This window comes from Pseudomonas sp. NPDC087803, from assembly GCF_044742995.1.
Lineage (GTDB): Bacteria > Pseudomonadota > Gammaproteobacteria > Pseudomonadales > Pseudomonadaceae > Aquipseudomonas.
Genome location: NZ_JBIUVO010000017.1, coordinates 1 through 20,327, shown reverse-complemented (window position 1 = coordinate 20,327; position 20,327 = coordinate 1). Strand labels below are relative to the sequence as shown.

The 20,327-nt window shown below is 61.5% G+C and carries 21 protein-coding genes; 6 read left to right on the top strand and 15 right to left on the bottom strand.

Annotated features, from left to right (window positions below):
• Window positions 1-4: 4 nt before the first annotated feature.
• Genes ACIOUG_RS12200 through ACIOUG_RS12190 form a run of 3 tightly spaced genes read right to left on the bottom strand, consistent with a single transcriptional unit; the run spans window position 5 to window position 1,677 of the window.
• The gene (locus ACIOUG_RS12200; RefSeq protein WP_258678162.1) at window positions 5-613 is read right to left on the bottom strand and encodes a DUF4136 domain-containing protein; all 609 of its coding nucleotides are present in this window, start codon (window positions 611-613) and stop codon (window positions 5-7) included.
• Between the two features lie 12 nt (window positions 614-625).
• Window positions 626-1,375, bottom strand: a complete 750-nt coding sequence (locus ACIOUG_RS12195) for a methyltransferase (protein WP_401065690.1) — start codon at window positions 1,373-1,375, stop codon at window positions 626-628.
• Window positions 1,375-1,677: a MazG-like family protein gene (locus ACIOUG_RS12190; RefSeq protein WP_007951009.1), complete on the bottom strand. Its 303-nt coding sequence runs from the start codon at window positions 1,675-1,677 to the stop codon at window positions 1,375-1,377. Before ACIOUG_RS12190 ends, ACIOUG_RS12195 begins: the two co-directional genes overlap by 1 nt.
• Before the next feature lie 239 nt (window positions 1,678-1,916).
• On the opposite strand from ACIOUG_RS12190, the gene ACIOUG_RS12185 reads away from it, so the two are divergent.
• Together ACIOUG_RS12185 and ACIOUG_RS12180 are read left to right on the top strand one after the other, a co-directional pair.
• Window positions 1,917-2,210 carry a hypothetical protein gene (locus tag ACIOUG_RS12185; protein WP_007963021.1) on the top strand — a complete coding sequence of 98 codons (294 nt, stop codon included), beginning with the start codon at window positions 1,917-1,919 and terminating at the stop codon, window positions 2,208-2,210.
• 150 nt (window positions 2,211-2,360) lie between these two features.
• Entirely contained in the window at window positions 2,361-3,710 is a 1,350-nt protein-coding gene (locus tag ACIOUG_RS12180) for an MATE family efflux transporter (protein WP_401065686.1), read from the top strand.
• Here the strand turns inward: ACIOUG_RS12180 and ACIOUG_RS12175 are convergent.
• The 12 genes from ACIOUG_RS12175 to ACIOUG_RS12120 all read right to left on the bottom strand — a co-directional run bounded on the left by ACIOUG_RS12175 (window position 3,704) and on the right by ACIOUG_RS12120 (window position 15,110).
• The gene (locus ACIOUG_RS12175) at window positions 3,704-4,579 is read right to left on the bottom strand and encodes an alpha/beta hydrolase (protein ID WP_401065683.1); all 876 of its coding nucleotides are present in this window, start codon (window positions 4,577-4,579) and stop codon (window positions 3,704-3,706) included. The two genes, ACIOUG_RS12180 and ACIOUG_RS12175, sit on opposite strands and share 7 nt — an antisense overlap.
• Before the next feature lie 12 nt (window positions 4,580-4,591).
• Window positions 4,592-5,386 (bottom strand): DUF4123 domain-containing protein, encoded by a 795-nt coding sequence (locus ACIOUG_RS12170; RefSeq protein ID WP_401065681.1) that lies wholly within the window; start codon window positions 5,384-5,386, stop codon window positions 4,592-4,594.
• Complete coding sequence (locus ACIOUG_RS12165) at window positions 5,383-6,717, bottom strand: contractile injection system protein, VgrG/Pvc8 family (RefSeq protein WP_401065678.1); 1,335 nt, start codon at window positions 6,715-6,717, stop codon at window positions 5,383-5,385. Before ACIOUG_RS12165 ends, ACIOUG_RS12170 begins: the two co-directional genes overlap by 4 nt.
• Window positions 6,718-6,947: 230 nt before the next feature.
• Complete coding sequence (speA, locus tag ACIOUG_RS12160) at window positions 6,948-8,861, bottom strand: arginine decarboxylase (RefSeq protein ID WP_401065676.1); 1,914 nt, start codon at window positions 8,859-8,861, stop codon at window positions 6,948-6,950.
• 217 nt (window positions 8,862-9,078) lie between these two features.
• Entirely contained in the window at window positions 9,079-9,450 is a 372-nt protein-coding gene (locus tag ACIOUG_RS12155; RefSeq protein WP_007914613.1) for a translation initiation factor Sui1, read from the bottom strand.
• Between the two features lie 323 nt (window positions 9,451-9,773).
• Window positions 9,774-10,331: an NUDIX hydrolase gene (locus tag ACIOUG_RS12150; protein ID WP_401065673.1), complete on the bottom strand. Its 558-nt coding sequence runs from the start codon at window positions 10,329-10,331 to the stop codon at window positions 9,774-9,776.
• 3 nt (window positions 10,332-10,334) lie between these two features.
• Window positions 10,335-11,402 carry a DUF2333 family protein gene (locus ACIOUG_RS12145; RefSeq protein ID WP_401065671.1) on the bottom strand — a complete coding sequence of 356 codons (1,068 nt, stop codon included), beginning with the start codon at window positions 11,400-11,402 and terminating at the stop codon, window positions 10,335-10,337.
• 137 nt (window positions 11,403-11,539) lie between these two features.
• A complete protein-coding gene (locus ACIOUG_RS12140) occupies window positions 11,540-12,016 on the bottom strand; it encodes a hypothetical protein (protein ID WP_401065668.1) in 477 nt (158 codons plus the stop codon).
• Complete coding sequence (locus tag ACIOUG_RS12135) at window positions 12,013-12,519, bottom strand: Hcp family type VI secretion system effector (protein WP_401065665.1); 507 nt, start codon at window positions 12,517-12,519, stop codon at window positions 12,013-12,015. The genes ACIOUG_RS12140 and ACIOUG_RS12135 overlap by 4 nt, the downstream gene beginning before the upstream one ends.
• Window positions 12,498-13,214 (bottom strand): hypothetical protein, encoded by a 717-nt coding sequence (locus tag ACIOUG_RS12130; RefSeq protein WP_401065663.1) that lies wholly within the window; start codon window positions 13,212-13,214, stop codon window positions 12,498-12,500. Before ACIOUG_RS12130 ends, ACIOUG_RS12135 begins: the two co-directional genes overlap by 22 nt.
• Window positions 13,214-13,852, bottom strand: coding sequence for a hypothetical protein (locus tag ACIOUG_RS12125; RefSeq protein ID WP_401065661.1), 639 nt, complete (start codon window positions 13,850-13,852; stop codon window positions 13,214-13,216). Before ACIOUG_RS12125 ends, ACIOUG_RS12130 begins: the two co-directional genes overlap by 1 nt.
• 109 nt (window positions 13,853-13,961) lie before the next feature.
• Window positions 13,962-15,110, bottom strand: a complete 1,149-nt coding sequence (locus ACIOUG_RS12120) for a DUF2515 family protein (protein WP_401065658.1) — start codon at window positions 15,108-15,110, stop codon at window positions 13,962-13,964.
• A 322-nt stretch (window positions 15,111-15,432) separates the two neighbouring features.
• Here ACIOUG_RS12120 and gcbA point away from each other — a divergent pair, with 322 nt between their 5' ends.
• From gcbA to accB, 4 genes are all read left to right on the top strand, one after another.
• Window positions 15,433-17,103 carry a diguanylate cyclase GcbA gene (gene gcbA / locus ACIOUG_RS12115; protein ID WP_401065656.1) on the top strand — a complete coding sequence of 557 codons (1,671 nt, stop codon included), beginning with the start codon at window positions 15,433-15,435 and terminating at the stop codon, window positions 17,101-17,103.
• 51 nt (window positions 17,104-17,154) lie between these two features.
• Window positions 17,155-19,101, top strand: coding sequence for a methyl-accepting chemotaxis protein (locus tag ACIOUG_RS12110; protein WP_401065654.1), 1,947 nt, complete (start codon window positions 17,155-17,157; stop codon window positions 19,099-19,101).
• A gap of 262 nt (window positions 19,102-19,363) precedes the next feature.
• Window positions 19,364-19,816: a type II 3-dehydroquinate dehydratase gene (gene aroQ, locus ACIOUG_RS12105; RefSeq protein ID WP_003221283.1), complete on the top strand. Its 453-nt coding sequence runs from the start codon at window positions 19,364-19,366 to the stop codon at window positions 19,814-19,816.
• A gap of 48 nt (window positions 19,817-19,864) precedes the next feature.
• A partial coding sequence (accB, locus tag ACIOUG_RS12100; protein WP_401065653.1) for an acetyl-CoA carboxylase biotin carboxyl carrier protein occupies window positions 19,865-20,327 on the top strand: 463 nt, incomplete at its 3' end.

The window sequence follows — 20,327 nt, the reverse complement described above, 5'->3', positions numbered from 1 at the left end:
AAGTCTAGCTCGGCGGATAGGCCGACAGGGCTTTTTCCAGAGCCTCGCGAATCGCGTCGGTGCGCACCAGCTGGCTACCCTGGTTGGCCGTTTCGGCGCTGGCGCTCCACACCGGTTGACCGGTGCCGGCGTCGAACAGATTGACCTGCACCACCACAACCTGCTCCTGATAGGTGCGAACAATCGGCACCGTGTTGTACATGCCGTAACCGCGCCCGTAGCGATCATAGCCACTGTATCCGCCGTAACCGTAATCGTCCTGGACCTGACGCAAGCGGGTTTCCAGACGCAAATTGGCGCTGACCAGCAGGTCGGCCGGACGGTTGTCGTGCAACGGCCGCAGCCCGCGCTGATCCAGCGCATTGCTCACCGCTTCAGCCACTTGCGCCGAATCGGCCCAGGCCGTGCCCGGCGGCAATTGGCCGTTGAGCCAGGCCCAACTGCGATAGCGCCCGTAATCACGCGGTGGCGCCGGATAGGCGCTGCGATCGAAGGTGTTGGCCGCTTGCGCTGGCGCCGGTGGCAAGGGCCGCGACTGCGCGACGTACGGGTTGCTGCCCTGGCAGGCGGCCAACCCCAGACAGATCAGCAATAACCCCGATTGTGCTTTCATGTGGTGCTCCGATCAGATCGGCCGACAGATCCAGTGCAAGTAACGCCCAAGCCCGGCGAAGCTTGGGTGACGACGGTGCGCGAGTTCCATCTCCAGCAAGTCCACGAGTTCGGCGCGGGCCTGAAATTCCACCGGCATGTAGTCGTGGAAAACCCGGATCCCGCTCTGGCTTTCGACCCGCCACAAGCCTTCGAGTTGCGTTGCCAGTTGCCGCGGGTCGAGCGGTTGCTGCGGGGTCAGGCTCTGCTTTTCACCGGCCATGGTGTTCTTGCGCATTTTCTTGAAATGGCCTTTGAGCAGGTTGCGATAAATCAGCGCATCCCGGTTGTAGAACGCCAGCGACAGCCAGCCATCGGGCTTCGTCAGTTGATGCAGCACTGGCAGGATCGCATGCGGTTCGGCCAGCCATTCGAGCACCGCGTGGCAGATCACCAGATCGTAGGGGTCGGTGAGCTGACCGAGCAGTTCCTGCCACGGCGCCTGAATGAACGTCGCGCTCTGCCCGGCCTCGGCGAACCGCTGGCGGGCACCTTCGAGCATCGGTTCGGCCGGTTCGGTGAAGGTCACTTCGTGGCCCCGCTCGGCCAGCCACAGCGACATGTGGCCCAGACCGCCACCGATGTCCAGCACGCGCAACGGTCGGTCCGGCAACGCTTCGGCCAGGTCGGCCTGCAACACTGCAAGGCGAATCGCGCCTTTGGCGCCGCCGTAGATTTTTTCGGCGAAACGGGTCGCCAACTGATCGAAATGCCGGTCGCTCATCAGCTGAACCGCCGTTCGCTGTCGGCGAGCTTGCTGCGCACCACTTCGTTCATGTCCAGCCCCAACTCGCTGCACAGCAGCAACAGATACAGGACGATGTCGCCGACTTCCTGCCCGGCATGCGCCAGTTTGTCGGCCGGCAACTGGCGTGACTGGTCTTCCGTCAGCCACTGGAAGATCTCCACCAGCTCGGACATTTCCACGCTGGCGGCCATGGCGAGGTTTTTCGGGCTGTGAAATTGCCGCCAGTCATTGCGGTCGCGAATGGCGTGCAGGCGTTCGGTCAGTTCAACAAGGTTCATCGGGTTCTCCTGAAGGCGTATAGCTTCGGGGGGTTACGCGTTGAAGGCAAGGCCCATGTTGGAGCTGCCGCAGGCTGCGATCTTTTGATCTTGCCCTTGAAAATCAACAGCAAAAGATCGCAGCCTGCGGCAGCTCCTACAGATTTTCCGTTCGGCGCAGCATTGGGCCATACTCCTGACAGGGAACTCGGCCACCTGCGTTGTGGCCCAAGGCTCAGCTCTTTCATCAGGATGCACACATGCAGGTAGAAAGCTTTTTCGAATGGCTCGGCCAGGCACTCGGTTCGATCATCCGCTTCATCGTCGATGGCCTCAGCGGGCTGTTCAATATTCTGAGTAACGCCGGCGGCAACTTTGTCGACGGGCTGGCCAAGACGCTCGGCATGGACACCTCGATCATCAGCATCCTCGCGCTGATTGTCGGCTTGATGCTGCTGTGGTCGGCGATTCGCGCGTTCATGAATGCGTCGATCATTGCCGGGATCATCTGGCTGCTGTTGGGGTTGTGGTTGTTGAGCTGGATTATCCACTGACACCTCTCTTCCCCTGTGGGAGCGGGCTTGCTCGCGAAAGCGTCAGATCAGTAAAAGCTGTTTTGACTGACGCACTGCCTTCGCGAGCAAGCCCGCTCCCACAATAGATCGCATGAATCGCTACAATCCCCGCTCCCCCAAGGAGCCCGCATGTCCAACCTGATTGCCGACTGGCGCGACCGCCCGACTCACCGCAAGGTCTGGGCGCTCGCTGCGCCGATGATTCTTTCCAATATCTCCGTGCCGCTGGTAGCGCTGGTCGACAGCACCGTCATCGGCCACTTGCCCCACGCCCATCAGTTGGGCGCGGTGGCGGTCGGCGCCAGCCTCTATACCTTTCTCGCCTGGGCGATGGGTTTTCTGCGCATGGGCACCACCGGGTTTGCCGCCCAGGCCGCCGGGCGCAGCGATGGCGCGGCGTTGCGGCAGATTCTGTTGCAGGGTTTGCTGCTGGCGCTGGGACTGGCAATCGTGCTCGGCACTCTCGGCGTGCCGCTGAGCGGCGTGGCCCTGCACTTCATACAGCCGTCGGCCGAACTCGATCAACTGACCCGCGAGTTCTTCCACACCCGGCTATTCGGCTTGCCGGCAGCACTGGCCAGTTACGCCCTGGTCGGCTGGTTCCTCGGCACCCAGAGCGCCCGAGCGCCGCTGGCGATTCTGCTGAGCACCAACCTGATCAACATCGCTCTCAACCTGTGGTTCGTGATTGGCCTGGAATGGGGTGTGGTCGGCTCGGCCCGGGCCTCGGTGATTGCCGAGTGGAGCGGCGCCCTGCTCGGCCTGTGGCTGACCCGCGGCGCCTTGCGCGCCTATCCCGGGCATATCGCCTGGGCGGCCTTGAAGGTCTGGCAGAGCTGGCGCCCGTTACTGGCAGTCAACCGCGACATTTTCATCCGCAGCCTGGCGCTGCAATCGGTGTTTTTCCTGATCACCGTGCAAGGCGCGCGATTGGGCGATGCCACGGTGGCGGCGAATGCCCTGCTGCTCAACGGTTTGCTGCTGACCGCGCATGCACTGGACGGTCTGGCGCATGCGGTCGAAGCGTTGTGCGGACACGCCATCGGTGCTCGCGACCGTCTCGCCCTGCGCCGTTCATTGGTGGTGGCCGGCGGCTGGTCGCTGCTGGCCAGCCTCGGTTTTGCCGCGCTGTTTCTGTTGGGCGGGCACCTGTTCATCGAAATGCAGACCGACATCCAGAGCGTGCGCGACACCGCGTTCATCTACCTGCCGTATCTGGCGGTGTTGCCGCTGATTGCGGTCTGGAGCTACCTGCTCGACGGCCTGTTCATCGGCGCCACCCGTGCCCGGGAGATGCGCAACGGCATGCTGCTGACCGTCGTCCTGCTGCTGCCGTTCGCCTGGGCACTGCAGGGGTTGGGCAATCACGGCCTGTGGATAACATTCCTGCTGTTCATGGTGTTACGCAGCCTGACCCTCGGTGCACTGGCCCTGTGGCTGCGGCGTAATGACCGCTGGTTCAGCGGCGCCGCTCACTGAACCGGCGTGTGTTTGACGAACGCGACGACCTGATCGAGTACCGGCGCCAGCCGCCGCAGCGGCCGCGACAGGCTCGCCACCAGCGTCACATGACTGGGGCGCGAGTAGTACAGATCCTGCACCGGCACGCCCGCCTCACGCAGTTTTTTTGCCAGGCCAGCGGTGTTTCGAGTGGGGTTGACCAGATTGTCCTTGGTCGCAGCAATCAGCAGCGCCGGCGGCTCGCCCTGCCTGACATGGTTGATCGGCTGCGATTGCGGCGGTGAGTCCGGCCAGAAGAATACCGGGCGCACGTCGGCATTCTTGATCGGCAAAAAGTCATACGGCCCGGCCAGGCCGATCCAGCCGCTGAGGTCTTTCGACGACATGCCCACCGCTCCCAGCAGTCCAGGGTCCAGCGCCAGCATCGCCGCGTTGTAGGCGCCGGAACTGTGCCCCATCAAATACAAGCGCTGTGGGTTGCCGGCGAACTCGCGGATATGCGCTCGGGTCCAGGCCACGGCCCGCGCCGAGTCTTCAAGAAACAGCGGATAGCGCACCTGCGGGTACAGCCGATAATCCGCCAGCACCGCAACAATCCCCCGTGACGCCAGTGCCTCGCCGACAAACGCGTAATCGCCGCGCTCACCGCTGTTCCAGCTGCCGCCGTAGAAGAACACCACGACCGGCGCATCCGGCAGCGGCTGGCGGGGCACGTAGACGTCGAGTTTCTGTCGCGGATCATCGCCGTAGGCAATCCCGGCGGTTCTGTGGAAGGTGTCGTCGGGAGTCAGTGCATTCAGCACCTTGACCGGGGAACACCCGGTCAGCACCAGCAGCAGGAACCCGCCGAGGATTGCGCCAAACCGTTGCCAGCGAGGATTTGCCATGGGTGCCGCACCTCAAGATTGATCGTTCTGCCACTGTCGTCGCACATGGTCGAGCCGTTCCTGCTGGGTCAGCCCGTCCGGCATGCCTGGCAATTGCGCTCGGGGATGCTGCAAGCGTAGCCACAACCAGTCATCCAGCACCGGTCGGTCACTGAAACCCAGGCTCAGCCCCTCCTGCACATGGGAGGCCATCCGCGCGTAGTCGGTTCCCTGGGATTGGCACCAGCGCCAGATATGTTGTTCCAGCAGGCAGCTTTGCAATCGCTCGCGCTGACGATGAGTGAGGCTTTCGTCGATCCCCAGCGGCTCGACCGGCCACTGCGGATTGCGCAGTTGCTGCCAGCCCTGACTGCCGATCGCGAGGTCGGCCCAGGTGCCACCGAACCAGCGCAACAGGCTGATCGGCCCGAGCCAGCGACTCAAGTCGGCGGCATCGCAGGCATCGAAGAAATAGCTCGCGGTCTGTCGGTTGTAGTAGCCGAGCAAGGCGCGGTGGTTGAGGCCGAAGGAAACGCTGAGCATCCGTCGCAGGTGGCTCAGCAAGGTTGGTTCAGAGTGCTCGCTGGCGAGCAACAGACCGCGCCAGGTCTGCGGATCGCGGTGACACAGCGCGGCCAGTGCCGGGCTCGCGTGCAAGTCGATCAGCCGCGGACCGTGCTCACTCACGGGTTGAAACTCGGTACCGTCGAACAGCCGCGTACAACGCACCCCGGCGAAGCCCTGACGCAGCGTCGCCAGGGCCGGCTGCGCTTCACTGCCATCGAGCAACAGCCATTGTGCCTGTTGGGCAAATCCCACGCCGCTCAAGTGGCGCCGCCCTGTCCCAACGAGGCGACCAGGCGACAACTGCAGATCGACGCCGTGCAATGGTTGTAACTGCCACCGCCGGGCATCAGGCACAACAGCAACAGCGGTTCGGCGGACTTGAGCCATTGCGCCAGACCGGCGCTGGGCAGAACCTCGGGCAGCGCCGCCGGCTCAACGCAGGCTTCGCTGACTGCCGGTTCCTGCAAGACCCCACTGATCACTGGCTGGTCCGGGTCGCCCTCGAGAAAACTCACCACCACTTCGACGCCTTCGCACAAAGACGCCCGCGTCGTTTCACTCAGTGCCGCAGCGAGGGGCAGCCAACAGTGGCTGGCGGCAGCGCCCTCGCCTTGATAAAGCCAGTCAAACTGCACGGCCACCGGTCGCAGTTCGTCGGGTTGCGGTTCGTCGACCGTCACCACCCACGCGCGTTGCAGACTGTGCATGCGCGGTCTGGCAAGCGTCGCCAGCGCCGGCACGGGTGCCTGGGCGGCAGCAACGATGCGGTTGCTGTAGGCCGGCTCGCTGGTGGGGTCCCCACGGTGCTCGATGCGGCTCAATAACCAGCGGCGATTGCACTCGGCAAACGGATGGGCCGTCAGCGCCAGCCATTGCGCGCTGCGCAAGGTCGGCAGGTCGCTGTGGCCGTAAGCCTTGCTGGTGCGGGCCGGTTGCTCATCGGCGTCTGCGGCCTCCAGCTCCAGCTGCCAGCGGCGCAGCGCCGGCGTGCTCGCGCCATGGTCCACCGACGCTACGCCGGCGACGGGCAAGCGCGCCGGATCATCGGCGAAGACCAGACAATGGCCGTCCGGGCAGTGCTCGAAGTAGTAGTGGATGCGCGCCTGCACACACAGCCGCTGCACGAATTGCAGGTCCGATTCATGGTATTGCGTGCAAAAGGTGCGCACCGGGTATTCGTTGTGCAAATCAAAGCGTCGTTGCACATCGACGATACCGTGCTCCTTGAGCACCTGCGCGAGGATCCGCGGCACACACTGGCCGCTGAAAATCCGCTGGCTGAAACGCAGCGCCAGACAACTCAGTTTCGGCCCCAGCGTCACCCGACACAATCGGCAACCCTCGCCGTGATCCTGCTGCACGACACTCTGCAATTGCCCACTCAGGCCATTGCGCCCGGGGCCGAACTGCAAGAACGCCGAGCGGTACAGCAAACCGGCCAGATCCAGTTGCGGATCTTCGACCAACAGATCGACCTCAATGGCAAAGGCCTGGCTGATGCCCTCGCTTCCGGTAAAGGCCAGCACCTCGAAGGGCGCGGGCAGCCCCGCTACATCGAGACGAAATGACGGCTCGTTGACTGAATCGAACATGGGCGGATCTCTACAGGAGGGGCGGCCGGGGATTCTCGCCGAGAGCCATGGCCGAGTAGAGAGCTGAAGTACAACTTAGGAAATGACCTACGCGAAAAGCAGACCGGATGACTTCACGGACTGTGGCAGGCTGTTATTTCGCGGGAAATTTGGGAGATGTCCCACCGGGTCATCCGAATTTTCCGCAGCTTGCGGAAAAAATTCAGACAACCCGGTGCAACAGACCTGACTCAGGAGGACAGGTAGGAGGAGCGGGTCAGACCCAGACGCAAGGCATCGAGGAACTGCGTGCGTTCGCTGGCACTGATGCGGGCACTGGCGCACTTGTCGCGGTAGTGGGTCATCAGTTCTTCCGGCGACAAGTGCACGTAGCGCAGCATGTCTTCGATGGTGTCGTGGGTTTCGATACCGGCGTGGTACACGCTGCCATCGGCGTTCTGGTAGATGTTCACCGAATCGGTGTCACCGAACAGGTTGTGCATGTCGCCGAGGATTTCCTGATAGGCGCCGACCAGGAACACGCCCAGCAGGTAGTCTTCACCTTCGTTCAGACCGTGCACCGGCAGGCTGGTCTCGATGCTCTGCTCGTCGACGTACTGGTTGATCTTGCCGTCGGAGTCGCAGGTCAGGTCTTGCAGCACGGCGCGACGCAGCGGCTCTTCGTCCAGACGGTGCAGCGGGATGATCGGCAGCACCTGGTCGATCGCCCAGGTGTCCGGCAGGCTCTGGAACACCGAGAAGTTGCAGATGTACTTGTCGGCCAGCTTGTCGTTGAGTTCGTCGAGCACCTGACGGTGCGAACGCTGACGCGCCTTCAGCGAGTTGTGCAGGCGCCGGCACACGGCGAAGTAGCACTGCTCGGCCAGGGCTTTTTCAGCCAGGGTCAGTTTGCCGTCGGCGTACTGCGAAGCCACGTCGCTCATGTAGTGCGTGGCACGCCAGTAGGTCTCGGTGACCATCTCGATGTCGGTCGGGCCGAGCAGGTCCACCAGCCACTGCACGGTTTCCGGCAGCGCTTCCTTGTTTTCGATCAGCGGGATTTCGTCGTTGTGTTTCTCGACGTCGGTCACCTGCACCACCAGCATCGCGTGGTGCGCGGTCAGCGAGCGGCCGCTTTCGGAGAAGATGTGCGGATGCGGCAGGCTCTGCGCGTCGCAGAATTCCTTGAGCATGCCGACCACGACACCGGCGTAATCGTCCATGTCGTAGTTGATCGAACTGGCGTTGCGCGAGTGGGTACCGTCGTAATCGACGCCCAGACCGCCGCCGACGTCGATGTGATCGACCGGCAGGCCGAGGTTGCGCAGCTCGCCGTAGTAACGGATCGCTTCCTTGAAACCATGCTGATAGTCAGCCAGGTTGGCAATCTGCGACCCCATGTGGAAGTGCAGCAGGCGAATGCCCTGATCCAGGCCGGCAGCGCGGAACCGCTCGACCACCGACAGCAGTTGCGCCGCCGACAGACCGAACTTGGATTTCTCGCCACCGGTGTCCGCCCACTTCGACGACGCCAGCGACGACAGACGCACGCGCAGGCCGACCTGTGGCTTGACCTTGAGCGAGGCGGCTTCTTCGATCACCAGGCCGACTTCGGATTCTTTCTCGATCACGATGAACACGTTGTGGCCGAGCTTCTGGCCCATCAGCGCCAGACGGATGAACTCGCGGTCCTTGTAACCGTTGCAGACGATGGTCCCGCCCTTCGGCGCCAGCGCCAGCACGGCCAGCAGCTCAGGCTTGGAGCCGGCTTCCAGGCCGATGGAGACGTCTTGGGTGGCGATGATGTTCTCGATCACCGCTTCTTGCTGGTTGACCTTGATCGGGTACAGCGCGGTGTACTTGCTCTGGTATTCCAGGCGCTCGATGTTCGAGTCGAAAGCACCGGTGAGCTGACGGACACGGTCTTGCAGGATGTCCGGGAAACGTACCAGCAACGGCAGGGACAAGCCGCTCTTGCGCAACTGGTCGACCTGCTCGAACAGGTCGATAGGCGAACTGCTCGGGCCGTTCGGACGAACTTCGACGCGACCGGCGTCATTGATCGCGAAATACCCGGCCCCCCAATGGCGAATCCCGTAAACACTGCGGCTGTCCGCAACTGTCCATTGGCTGCCATCGTCTTTACGTGTGCGTCGTACGGACATCGAAGTCCCCTATAAAGAAGTCATAGTGCGTCGCCTGATCGCAGGCCGGCGCAGTCTAAAGAATGAAAATGACGATTCGTCAGCGCGGCGGTAGACCGCGCTGACCGCGTGTAGTTTAGAAACCGGTAGGAACAGGCTCTGTGAAAACCATGGAGACGACGCCGGCGCTGAGCATTGCAGAGCCGGATCAAGCCGCAGATGGATTTCACAGAGGCTGCTAGCCGCCGGACTTCTTCGCTTTGAAACCGTGTTTGATCAGCTCGGCCAAGAGTAGCTCGACATGATCGCCCTGGATTTCGATGATCCCGTCCTTCAACGCCCCACCGGTGCCGCAACGTTTCTTCAACGTAGTCGCCAGCTCCTTGAGGGCGTCTTCGGCCAGCGGCACGCCGGTGATGGTCGTCACCGTCTTACCGCCACGGCCCTTGCTCTCGCGACGCACGCGGGCAATGCCGTCTCCGGCCGGGATCACGGTTTGTTTGCAGATACAGGCATCCACCGGCTTGCTGCATTCCGGGCAATGACGACCTGCGTCGGTGGAAAATACCAGGCCACCAAGGGCGGCGAAGGATGCGGCTTTTTTGGCCACCGGCAATCCTCTTGGGAGGACAAAGACTGATCGCGACCTTGGGCAAGGTCATCGACCGCGAAGCCCCACTCAGGCAGGGGCAGCGCTACTGCACCGAAATCGTTGAACCGCTCGACTTCGACTTGTAGGAGCTGCCGAAGGCTGCGATCTTTTGATCTTGCTTCATCAAAGATCAGGATCAAAAGATCGCAGCCTTCGGCAGCTCCTACAGGTCCGCAGTCGTTCAGGCCGGCAGGCCCACGTCAAACCATTCGGTGCAGCTTGAAAAGGTCGCGCAGTGTAACGGCAAAAAGCGCAATTGCTAAGAGCCAATCGGCGCCAATTTATGTGTTCTTTGCGACGTCGCTTTGGTGAGCCTTCAGATAGCGCTGCAACGCGGCCAGAGAGTCCGGACAGTAAGGCTTTTGCTCGATTTCACGCAGCACCTGCTCGACTGGAATGAAGCGTGCTTCCAGCACTTCTTCCGGCTGCAGTTTCAACGGGCCGTCCCACACCGCGGAAAACGCCGAACACCACAGGCGATTGCCGGTGTCCTCGAAGAAGAAATGATCGTGGGCGGTCAGTTCTACGCCGCTCACGCCCAATTCCTCTTCCAGCTCACGGGCCGCCGATTCGGCGTAGGTCTCATCGGCCTGCACCATGCCGCCGGCCGCCACGTCCCAGTAACCGGGATAAATCGCTTTGCTCAAGGTGCGCCGGTGCACGCAAAGCTCACCGGCACTGTTGAACAGCATGATGTAGGTGCCGCGACCGATCAGCCCGCGTTCACGCAGATCGGCCCGCACCAGAGCGCCGAGCAGGTTGTCCTGCTCGTCGACCCAGGCGATCTGTTCGGCATCGGAGGCGGCGCGGTGGGCCGCCTCTCTGGCGCTCTCGACCATGACTCAGCCCTGATTGAGCAGTTGACGCAGATCGATCACTGCGGCGTTGGCCCGGGAAATGTAGTTGGCCATGACCAGCGAGTGGTTGGCCAGCACGCCGAAGCCGCTGCCATTGAGGATCATCGGACTCCAGACCGGCTCCTGCGACGCTTCCAGCTCACGGATGATCTGACGCACGCTGACGGTGGCGTTCTTCTTCGCCAGCACATCGGCGAAGTCCACTTCGATGGCGCGCAACAGGTGCGACAGCGCCCAGGCCTGACCGCGCGCTTCGTAGAACACGTTGTCGATCTGCATCCACGGGGTCTCGACGACTTCCTCGTCAACCTGCGGCACTTCGCCTACGGCCGGCACTTCGGTCTTCAGCGCGGTGTTGAGCTTCACCCGACCAACACTGGCCGACAGGCGTTGCGACAGCGAACCCAGACGGGTGCCGACATCGCCGAGCCAGTTATTGAGGTTGTCGGCACGAGCGTAGAACAGCGCGTTTTTCTGCGACGGGTCGGACAGGCGCGCCTGATAACGGCTCAGGGAATTGATGCCTTCCTGGTACTCGGACTCGCTCGACGGCAGGACCCAGCTCTTGTTGTCGAAGTTGAAACGCGGCTCGGCCTTGGCCAGGTCAGCGTCTTCAGCCGACTGCGACTGCGAGCGGGCGAAGTCTTTGCGCAGGGCCCGGGTCAGGTCACGGACCTGCACCAGCACGCCGTATTCCCAGCTCGGCATGTTGTCCATCCACAGGCCCGGCGGGAAACGGTCGTTGGAGATGTAGCCGCCCGGCTTGTCCAGCAGGGTGCCGGCCACAGTCTTCAGGGTTTCGACGGTGGTGTAGCCGACGACCATCTGCTTGCCTTCTTTTTCGGCCGCTACCTGAGCGTTTTGCGCCACCGGGAACAACGCTGGCTCCTGGCTCCAGTACCAGCCGAGGCCAATGGTCACCAGCAGATAAATGCCGATCAGCGTGGCCAGCGCGCGGCTGAACAACAGCCCGCCGACATAGCTGCGGGTGGCCGACTTCGGCTCAGCGGCACGTTCAGGCGCGCTGCCCGCGCGGTTCTTCCAGTCCAGCATGGCGATATCCTTTCAATCACTTGGGTTCAACGGTTCGACCACAACCATACAACAACGTGCCAAGGCCGGGCACCCGTGATCGGGTCATGGAACAAAAAACCGCGCGCGGTCGGTGAGCGAAAGGATAGACGCGCCCTTCAGACGCTGAAAATTTTCATTGAAATCTGCCGCACGGCGTCCGATGCGAACAGATGGGCGATGCCCTCAGCATCGGTCTTGCGCTGGCTGACAACGCCGTCAACCGTTGCGAGGTAAGGCTGTTGCGTCAGCGGTTCACCGGTCATGCTGTCGACCAGACGAAAAATTCGCGGGGTTCTGGCGGGCTGCGCGGGGGGATAGTTCATCACATCCAGCACAGCCTGATCAAAGACCGACGCTGCAACCGGCCAATGGCCGAATTCGGCCTGCGGCTTGAGCAGCAACCAGTCGCCACGCTCGATCTGATCCAGCACTTCGCTATCCAGATTGATCAGCAAGCTCGCTCGCAGCTCATCGAGCCCCTCAAGCCGACGGCGCTCCAGCAATACCTGACAGACGCGTTCCAGCGCCTGATCCACCGGGTATACATGCTGACGTTCGGCGCTGGTCAATTCAGCATGATGAACCAGCCTCATCCCTGCACCTCGCCCTGCCATTCGTCGGAGCCCATCGTGCGGCTCACCTCGTGTCGCCAGTAAATGCGCTGGTAGCTGAAATGGACTTTCTCCAGTTGAGTGAAGTGCGACATGGCCGAATCGAGGCAATGCGGCATCAGCACCTCGGCACCGACAATCAGCGCCCCCTCCAGCTCGATGGTGTAGAAATGCTCCTGCACGCCTTGGGCGGAGGTGCGATAAAACTCCACGCGGCACTGGCTGAGCAGCTCACCGGAACACATCGCCACCTCGATCAGGGGTGATGCCTTGTCGAGGGCCTTGGTGATGATCAGCGGCTTGTGCATCCGCCTTCCTGCGCCCTGCCCCTTGGGAAGGAAAATCCCGTGGCTCAGGGCCTGAACCATGATTTTGTCCTCACGCCCCTTCTGATAGGTGTTGCCCACCGACTCCTCGGTGAAAGCCCCGGCGCTGATCAGACCCTGACGGCTGCCGTGAATGGTCATGAAGGCTGGGCTGGGCATGGAGTGGCTCCTTTTTGTGGTTGGGGCGGGGGGAAATGGTCGGGTTCGTCGGGGAGCTTTTCGATTTCTTCGAAAGGTATCCAGGGTTTGGCGAGAGCGAGAGTAATGAGGTAGCGCTCCTGGTCCGGATGCCTGGAGTCTCGGAATCGTGCCAGTGACAGCATTGCCTGGTACTTGTCACCAGCCTGCCAATAGGACACGCCCGAGAGCACGCCTTGTCGGACGTATGCACGCCACTCCGGGGTATCCGCCATTGCCGGATCGCGCCGCGTACTCATCGGCTTCCAACCCTTTGCACACCACTGTGCCTGCAGATCGACAACAACTTTCATCGCATCGTCGATGAGTAAAGGCTCGATTTGCGGGGACATGCGGATGGTGTTGACCACATTGTCTTTGAAGCCCACCGACAAAAAACGCGCCAGAGGCGTCTCGAATCCATACTGCGGGTCGACAACGCGCAAGCGTGCATCAGTCTTGGGAATGCCGCCCCAGACGTGACCGCGAATCAACAGGCTGAAAGGAGCAGTGGAATGCTCCATCATGTTTTCGTAAGTCCCGCCGATTTCAAGTGCAATCACGGGGTCGTCCCACAATGGCTGCGTCAGTTGACGGGCGGCAGCCAGCGCTAAAACAGTACACAGCAGGAGCAAAGCCCAGCCACGCCAACCGGATAGCGACACGCGCAAGACCATCAGACGCCCTCCATTGCAGTGACTTCACCAATAGACTGCCGGGCGGGACATGGCGTATCCCCTTTCTGTGGTTGGGGCGGGGGGAAAGGGTGGGGTTCGTCGGGGAGCTTTTCGATTTCTTCGAAAGGTATCCAGGGTTCGGCTACTTCAAGGGTGATGAGGTAGCGTTCCTGATCCGGATGCCTGGAGTCTCGGAATCGTGCCAGTGACAGCATTGCCTGGTACTTGTCGCCAGCCTGCCAATAGGACACGCCCGAGAGCACACCTTGTCGGACGTATGCACGCCACTCCGGGGTATCCACCATTGTCGGATCGCGCCGTGTACTCATCGGTTTCCAGCCCTTTGCGCACCACTGTGCCTGCAGATCGACAACGACTTTCATCGCATCGTCGATGAGTAAAGGCTCGATTTGCGGGGACATGCGGACGTCGCTGACCAGGTTGCCAATGAAAGTCAGCGTAAAAAAACGCGCCAGAGGTGTTTCGAATCCGTACTTTGGATCAATAAAGCGCAGGCGGGCGTCGGTCTTCGGGATCCCACCCGATACGCCGCTTCGGCCGCGACCCCACGCCTTGAATCCGGCTGTCGAGTGCGCTTCCATGTATTCATATGTTCCCCCCATTTTCACGGTTATCACGGGGTCATCCCACAATGGCTGCGTCAGTAGACGTGCGGCGGCTATCGCTAAAACAGTACAAAGCACCAACGACGCCCAACAGCGCCTGTTGAACAGAGAGAAGCGCAAGTTAACTCCCCTCCATCGTGGCAATTTCATGGATGGATTGTGCTAGCGCATTTCTATTGCCGTTATTGAGCATCTGGTCAAAACGAGCCGCCGCCCGAAGCACGAACGCCATTCGCTGATCGATATCGGACAAATCCGCAAGTGGATTGGTATCAAAACCGATGGTCCGGCCATCATCGACACGCTGGCATTGACTGGTGAGGGTCAACTCGATGGCCTGGGCAACGCCTGAAGGAAAATCCGTTACGTAAGAAAAATGGTTGCCCCGTAGCAGCGCCACCAGATGAAGGTTTTCGTAGATGGTTGGCTGAAGAATGTTTCGTTGCTCGTGCCACGCCAGATGCTCCACACTTTCGGCAATATTCCCTGCGTCTATCGCCTCAAATGCTTTCAGGATTTCTGAAGAGCGTTTTCCAAACTCAAGTGTTTCCTGCCCCACCGGCCAAAGCACCGGAAACGTGGCGTGCCCATGTATTTTTTTCCGCTCACCAAGACACTTCTTCAATTCCGCCAACCCACGCATCGCATAAAACTGATGCAACGGATACACATCCAGAAACAGCGTGGTATTGCCCATCGCCATCATCTCGTACACATGCCGGAACTGTTGCTGCACCACTGACAACGCTTCGCCGGGGCCACGGAAGTCCAGCGACGGCACAGGATTGCGCGCCCGGGCTTCGTCGTACTCGCGCAACGCATCGGCTTGCTCAGGCATTTTTTCCGGAGTCAGCAATCCGGACTCGCTGCGACCATCCCGCATCCGCTGCCGCGCCTCATGCTCTGCACGAATACTTTCGATACTGTCTGCGGCATGGAGCAGTCCACACCCCACCTGCTTGGAGGCGAAGGCCGCCAGACCCGCCCACTGGAACCGCGGATCGTGTTGCCACAAGCGGGCATAGGCGGCGTTGATCGCCCGGTTGCGTGCAACGGGATCGGCGATCAGAACGCCCTCAGGCGCGACAACTTTCTCGGCCGCCTGCTGAAAGGCGCGCCAGAGGCACTGACACGTCAGCACCGGAACCTCGGTAACCCGCATCTTTTCGCCGTACAGCCACTCTTCCTTGCACTCACATTCGGCGACGGGCGTGGTGTTGTGGTTCAGGGGTAATCCATCGCTGGGATGCGGGTTGAAACATCGGGTCATGGTGGCGAAGGCATCTAGGGGAATCCCTTAACCCTACCCGTCCGTAAACCCTGTGAAAGGGGTTGAAAAAAAATCAGAAGACTCTGAAAGACAAGGACTTCAACAAGGTGGGAAACTTCGTCAAAAATTACAGGAAACGTCCCAAAGAGCCCGTAATACCGGGACTTCACCGACGAGAAAGTCAAGAACAAAACCGATCGGTCAGAAACTGAATTGTGGCGCATTGCAGATTATTGACGTACGACACTCATGTAAGGGAAAAGAGGTGCTAGCATAGAGCCACCAGTCGATCTCAGCATGCGCCCTAACTAGTAGTCAGGATATGACCGAGCCAGAAGACCCCAGCCGTGAGCGCCTCAAGCACCACTTTGCCCAGCGGGTAATTCATCAGGCACGTCAGATTCTTGAGATATGGCAGCGCCTGCAACGCAGTGAGTGGTCCACCGCCGACCTCGCCGAACTGAGCGAGGCCAATCTGCGCCTGCTGCGTTTTGCCGAGCGTTTCGAGCAGCCCGAGCACACACAACTCGCGCGCCATATCGGCCAATCGCTGGAAGCGGTGGACGCCAATCGCGGACGCCTGAGCAGTGGCCTGATCACCGACCTCAATCGCCTGATGCAGCGCCTGTCGCGCACCGGTCTGCGGCATGGCGATCAACTCGATCAGACCTTCCTGCCGCCATTGCGCAAACCGATCTACGTGATGTTGCAGGATTACGACCGCGCCGAGCGGCTGGCCAAGCAACTGGAGTTTTTCGGCCTGACCGCACAAGCGCTGGACAGTGTCGCGGCGTTTCGCTCCTCGATGGTCGAGCGCCTGCCGGCCGCGATCGTCATGGACGTGGACTTCAGCGGGCCCGGCGTCGGCCTGCAACTCGCCGCCGAAGCCCAGGTCGGCCTGGAAGAACCGCTGCCGTTGCTGTTTTTCAGCCTGCACGAAACCGACACCCCGACCCGCCTCGCCGCCGTGCGCGCCGGCGGTCAGGAATTCCTCACCGGCACGCTCGAAGCGTCCAGCCTGCTGGAGAAGATCGAAGTCCTGACCTGCGTCGCCCAGTACGAACCTTATAAAGTGCTGATCATTGACGACTCCCGCGCCCAGGCCTTGCACACCGAGCGCCTGCTCAACAGTGCCGGAATCGTCACCCGCACGCTGATCGAACCGATCCAGGCGATGGCCGAACTGGCGGATTTCCAGCCGGACCTGATCATCCTCGACATGTACATGCCGGCCTGCACCGGCACCGAACTGGCCAAGGTCATTCGCCATAACGACCGCTACGTCAGCGTGCCGATCATTTACTTGTCCGCCGAGGACGATCTGGATAAGCAGCTCGATGCGATGAGCGAGGGCGGCGACGACTTCCTGACCAAACCGATCAAGCCGCGGCACCTGATCACCACCGTGCGCAACCGCGCTGCCCGTGCGCGCAACCTCAAGGCGCGGATGGTCCGCGACAGCCTCACCGGCCTGTACAACCACACGCACATCCTGCAATTGCTCGAAGACTGCTCGTTCCGCGCCCGTCGCGAGAACAAGCCGCTGAGCTTTGCCATGCTCGACATCGACCACTTCAAACGGGTCAACGACAGCCACGGCCACCCGATGGGCGACCGAGTGATCAAGAGCCTGGCGCTGTTCCTCAAGCAACGCCTGCGCAAGACCGACTTCATCGGCCGTTACGGCGGCGAAGAATTCGCCATCGTCATGCCCGACACCGATATAGAAGCGGCACACAAAGTGCTCGACGAGATCCGCCAGCGCTTCGCCGAAATCCACTACCCGGCGCAGCCGCAGGATTTGTGGTGCACCTTCAGCGCCGGCGTGGTGGAAATGCACGAAGATTCCGACAGCCTGATGATGGCCAGTCAGGCCGATGAAGCGCTGTACCGCGCCAAGGGTGCGGGACGCAATCGGGTGCAGACCGCGCGCGACTCAAAGCAAAGTGCCACTTTTTCATCGGAATCCACCGATTCGGTCATAACCCTGTAACAGAACCGCAATAAATTCAGGCGCTTACCATTTCTGCCGTTGGTAGCCGTCATGCGCCTGAAGTTGCTCACCAATCTCAACACTCTGCTGTTGGTCGCCGTCTGCGTGGCCCTCGGCGCGACGCTGTGGTGGTCGCAAAAAGCCCTGGAGCGCCCATATCTGTTGATGGAGCGCTACCTGGGCCTGTCGCAGCAATTTCAGAATGATGTGGCGCGCAATGTCGAGGACTACCTCGCCAGCGGCGACGCCCTGCGCCTGAGCAGCGCCAGTCAGGCCATCGACGGCTTGCAGAAGGAACTCGGCGAACTGCCGCCGGCACTGGCTGAGACCCTGCGGCCAAGCTTGTCGAGCCTCGAAGAATTCAGCAAAACCGACCTGCTCGCGGCCGGCAAACTGGCCGGTGATCCGCAGGCCCTGCTGTTGCAGGCCGAACGCGAGTTGAGCGCCAGCCTCGATCAACTCAGCACCTACGCCAATGGCAACGCGACGTACCTGACGCCGCTGCTGGTCGCCTCGCAGCACCTGGGCAAGCTGTCGCTGGCCCGCGACAAACTGGTCAGCAGCGGCCGCAGCGAACTGGCTGCTGACGTCGAGCGCGAAGTCGACAACATCCGCACCCAGGCTCAGGCCATCGACGCCCTGCCCCTGCTCGGCGTTGTCGCCAGGAATGAATCCGGCAGCGACGATTTCGCCGCGATGATGGGCATCGAAAGCACAGAAAAAGCCGCCGCCGAAGACGCCGGGGTCGGCCTCAAGCGCGAACTCAACAGCCTGCTCGGTCGCTACCCGGCGGAGCTGGCACGCACCCGCGAGCAGATCCAGAAACGCACCGACCTGAGCACCGCGACCCACCTGAAGATCGCCGCCGTGCAACAAGCCATCGCCGGACTCGAGCCGGTGGTACGTGCCCAGCACGGGCAGATCCAGAGTGAAGTGCGGCTGATGCAAGGCGTGATGATCGGCCTGATTCTGCTGATCGCGCTGTTGATCGACACCTTGCAGCGGCGCCTGTCACGCACCCTGACCAACCTTGCCCCGGCCCTGTCGACCTGGGCCGAAGGCGATTTCAGTCGCGACATACAACTGGGCAAGACCAACCGCGAACTTCATGACATCGAAGCTTCGCTGAACCGCCTGCGCGCGTATCTGGTGGATCTGGTCGGGACAATTCGCGGCAATGCCGAACAGGTCGCCGGCAGCAGCCGCACCCTGGCCGAACTGAGCAACGACCTGCACAGCGGTGCCGAACATCAGGCCGGCGACACTGCGCTGATCCGCGATTCGCTGGGTGAGCTTGAAGCGACGATTCAGCAAGTCGCCGGCGATGCACGGCAGGCAGCCGATGCCAGTCGCCATGCCGGGCTGGCCGTTGAACACGGGCAAACCGTGATCGGCCAGAGCCTCACCGGCCTGCACGCACTGGTCGGCGAAGTGCAAGGCAACGCGCAGATGATCGAGCACCTGGCCGAAGAGTCGGCGACCATTGGTGGCGTGCTGACGGTGATCCGCTCGATTGCCGACCAGACCAACCTGCTGGCCCTGAACGCGGCGATCGAAGCGGCGCGGGCCGGGGAAATGGGCCGTGGTTTTGCGGTGGTCGCCGAGGAAGTGCGCTCCCTGGCGCAACGCACGGCGGGCGCGACGGCGGAAATCCAGACACTGATCGCCGGCCTGCAAAGCGCCGCCCGACAATCGGTCGAAGGCATGCGCGCGCAGGTCGAACACGCCGAAGCCACGGCCAATCAGGCACAAGCGGCGGACGGCGCGCTGGATAAAATCGTCGGCGCGATCCAGACCATTTCCGACACGGCGATCCGCATCGCCGACATCACCGCCCAGCAGAGCGGCGCGGTCAGCGAGATCCGTGACCACAGTGAGCGGATCCATCAATTGGGCGGGGATAACCTGCTGCGCATCGGCGAAGGTCGCGAACAGGGCGAGAACCTGCTGGTATTGGGCGGGCAACTGCATACCGCGGTACAAGCCTTCCGCGTCTGATCACGCCCCCTGTAGGAGCTGTCGAGTGAAACGAGGCTGCGATCTTTTGATCTTGCTTTTAAAAACCAGGATCAAAAGATCGCAGCCTGCGGCAGCTCCTACATAGTTTGCCTTCAGTGACCGGATCAAATCCCTCAGTCACAAATTTCGCGCAAACATCGGTCATCGTGCTGGCTATTGCAGAGAACTGGACAGTCACAAAGTCTTTGCGGCATAGTCGCCGGGTTCTGACGACTGCTCATTCATAACAAGGAACACGCAGATGGCAACGCTACTGGTGCTGCACGGCCCCAACCTGAACCTGCTCGGCACCCGCGAACCCGGCACTTACGGTTCAACGACCCTGGCGCAGATCAATCAGGATCTGGAGCGCCGCGCCCGTGAAGCCGGCCATCATCTGCTGCACCTGCAAAGCAACGCCGAGTACGAATTGATCGACCGCATCCATGCCGCTCGCGGCGAAGGTGTCGATTTCATTCTGATCAATCCAGCAGCTTTTACGCACACAAGCGTCGCATTACGTGACGCGCTGCTGGGAGTGAGCATCCCATTCATCGAAGTGCATTTGTCCAACGTGCACAAGCGCGAACCTTTCCGCCATCACTCTTACTTCTCCGATGTAGCGGTGGGAGTGATCTGCGGCCTTGGCGCCAGCGGTTACCGACTGGCCCTGGAGGCCGCACTAGAGCAGCTTGAAACACAGGCAACAGCTTGAACCACAAGCGTTAAACGCCCCTGACCGACCCTTGGGAGTTGATGATTCATGGATATCCGTAAAGTTAAGAAACTGATCGAATTGCTGGAAGAGTCCGGCATCGACGAGCTCGAGATCAAGGAAGGCGAAGAGTCCGTACGTATCAGCCGTCACAGCAAGACCCCGGCTCAGCAGTACTACGCTCCGGCGCCGATGCAGGCTCCGGCCGCCGCACCTGCCGCCGCTGCTCCAGTGGCTGCTGCCGCTCCGGCTGCCGCTGCTGCTCCAGCACTGAACGGCACCGTGGCCCGCTCGCCAATGGTAGGCACCTTCTACCGTAAATCTTCGCCAACCTCGCCAGCCTTCGTTGAAGTCGGCCAGACCGTGAAGAAAGGCGACACCCTGTGCATCGTCGAAGCCATGAAGATGATGAACCACATCGAAGCTGAAACCAGCGGTGTGATCGAATCCATCCTCGGGGGGGGGCGGGGGGGGGGGGGGGGGGGAGCGGAGGGGGGGGGCAGGGGGCGCG

Bases quoted from the DNA above. Each gene is read 5' to 3' on its own strand.
- ACIOUG_RS12200 (WP_258678162.1), bottom strand. From the start codon at position 613: ATGAAAGCACAATCGGGGTTATTGCTGATCTGTCTGGGGTTGGCCGCC.
- ACIOUG_RS12195 (WP_401065690.1), bottom strand. From the start codon at position 1,375: ATGAGCGACCGGCATTTCGATCAGTTGGCGACCCGTTTCGCCGAAAAA.
- ACIOUG_RS12190 (WP_007951009.1), bottom strand. From the start codon at position 1,677: ATGAACCTTGTTGAACTGACCGAACGCCTGCACGCCATTCGCGACCGC.
- ACIOUG_RS12185 (WP_007963021.1), top strand. From the start codon at position 1,917: ATGCAGGTAGAAAGCTTTTTCGAATGGCTCGGCCAGGCACTCGGTTCG.
- ACIOUG_RS12180 (WP_401065686.1), top strand. From the start codon at position 2,361: ATGTCCAACCTGATTGCCGACTGGCGCGACCGCCCGACTCACCGCAAG.
- ACIOUG_RS12175 (WP_401065683.1), bottom strand. From the start codon at position 4,579: ATGGCAAATCCTCGCTGGCAACGGTTTGGCGCAATCCTCGGCGGGTTC.
- ACIOUG_RS12165 (WP_401065678.1), bottom strand. From the start codon at position 6,717: ATGTTCGATTCAGTCAACGAGCCGTCATTTCGTCTCGATGTAGCGGGG.
- speA (WP_401065676.1), bottom strand. From the start codon at position 8,861: ATGTCCGTACGACGCACACGTAAAGACGATGGCAGCCAATGGACAGTT.
- ACIOUG_RS12150 (WP_401065673.1), bottom strand. From the start codon at position 10,331: ATGGTCGAGAGCGCCAGAGAGGCGGCCCACCGCGCCGCCTCCGATGCC.
- ACIOUG_RS12145 (WP_401065671.1), bottom strand. From the start codon at position 11,402: ATGCTGGACTGGAAGAACCGCGCGGGCAGCGCGCCTGAACGTGCCGCT.
- ACIOUG_RS12140 (WP_401065668.1), bottom strand. From the start codon at position 12,016: ATGAGGCTGGTTCATCATGCTGAATTGACCAGCGCCGAACGTCAGCAT.
- ACIOUG_RS12135 (WP_401065665.1), bottom strand. From the start codon at position 12,519: ATGCCCAGCCCAGCCTTCATGACCATTCACGGCAGCCGTCAGGGTCTG.
- ACIOUG_RS12130 (WP_401065663.1), bottom strand. From the start codon at position 13,214: ATGGTCTTGCGCGTGTCGCTATCCGGTTGGCGTGGCTGGGCTTTGCTC.
- ACIOUG_RS12120 (WP_401065658.1), bottom strand. From the start codon at position 15,110: ATGACCCGATGTTTCAACCCGCATCCCAGCGATGGATTACCCCTGAAC.
- gcbA (WP_401065656.1), top strand. From the start codon at position 15,433: ATGACCGAGCCAGAAGACCCCAGCCGTGAGCGCCTCAAGCACCACTTT.
- ACIOUG_RS12110 (WP_401065654.1), top strand. From the start codon at position 17,155: ATGCGCCTGAAGTTGCTCACCAATCTCAACACTCTGCTGTTGGTCGCC.
- aroQ (WP_003221283.1), top strand. From the start codon at position 19,364: ATGGCAACGCTACTGGTGCTGCACGGCCCCAACCTGAACCTGCTCGGC.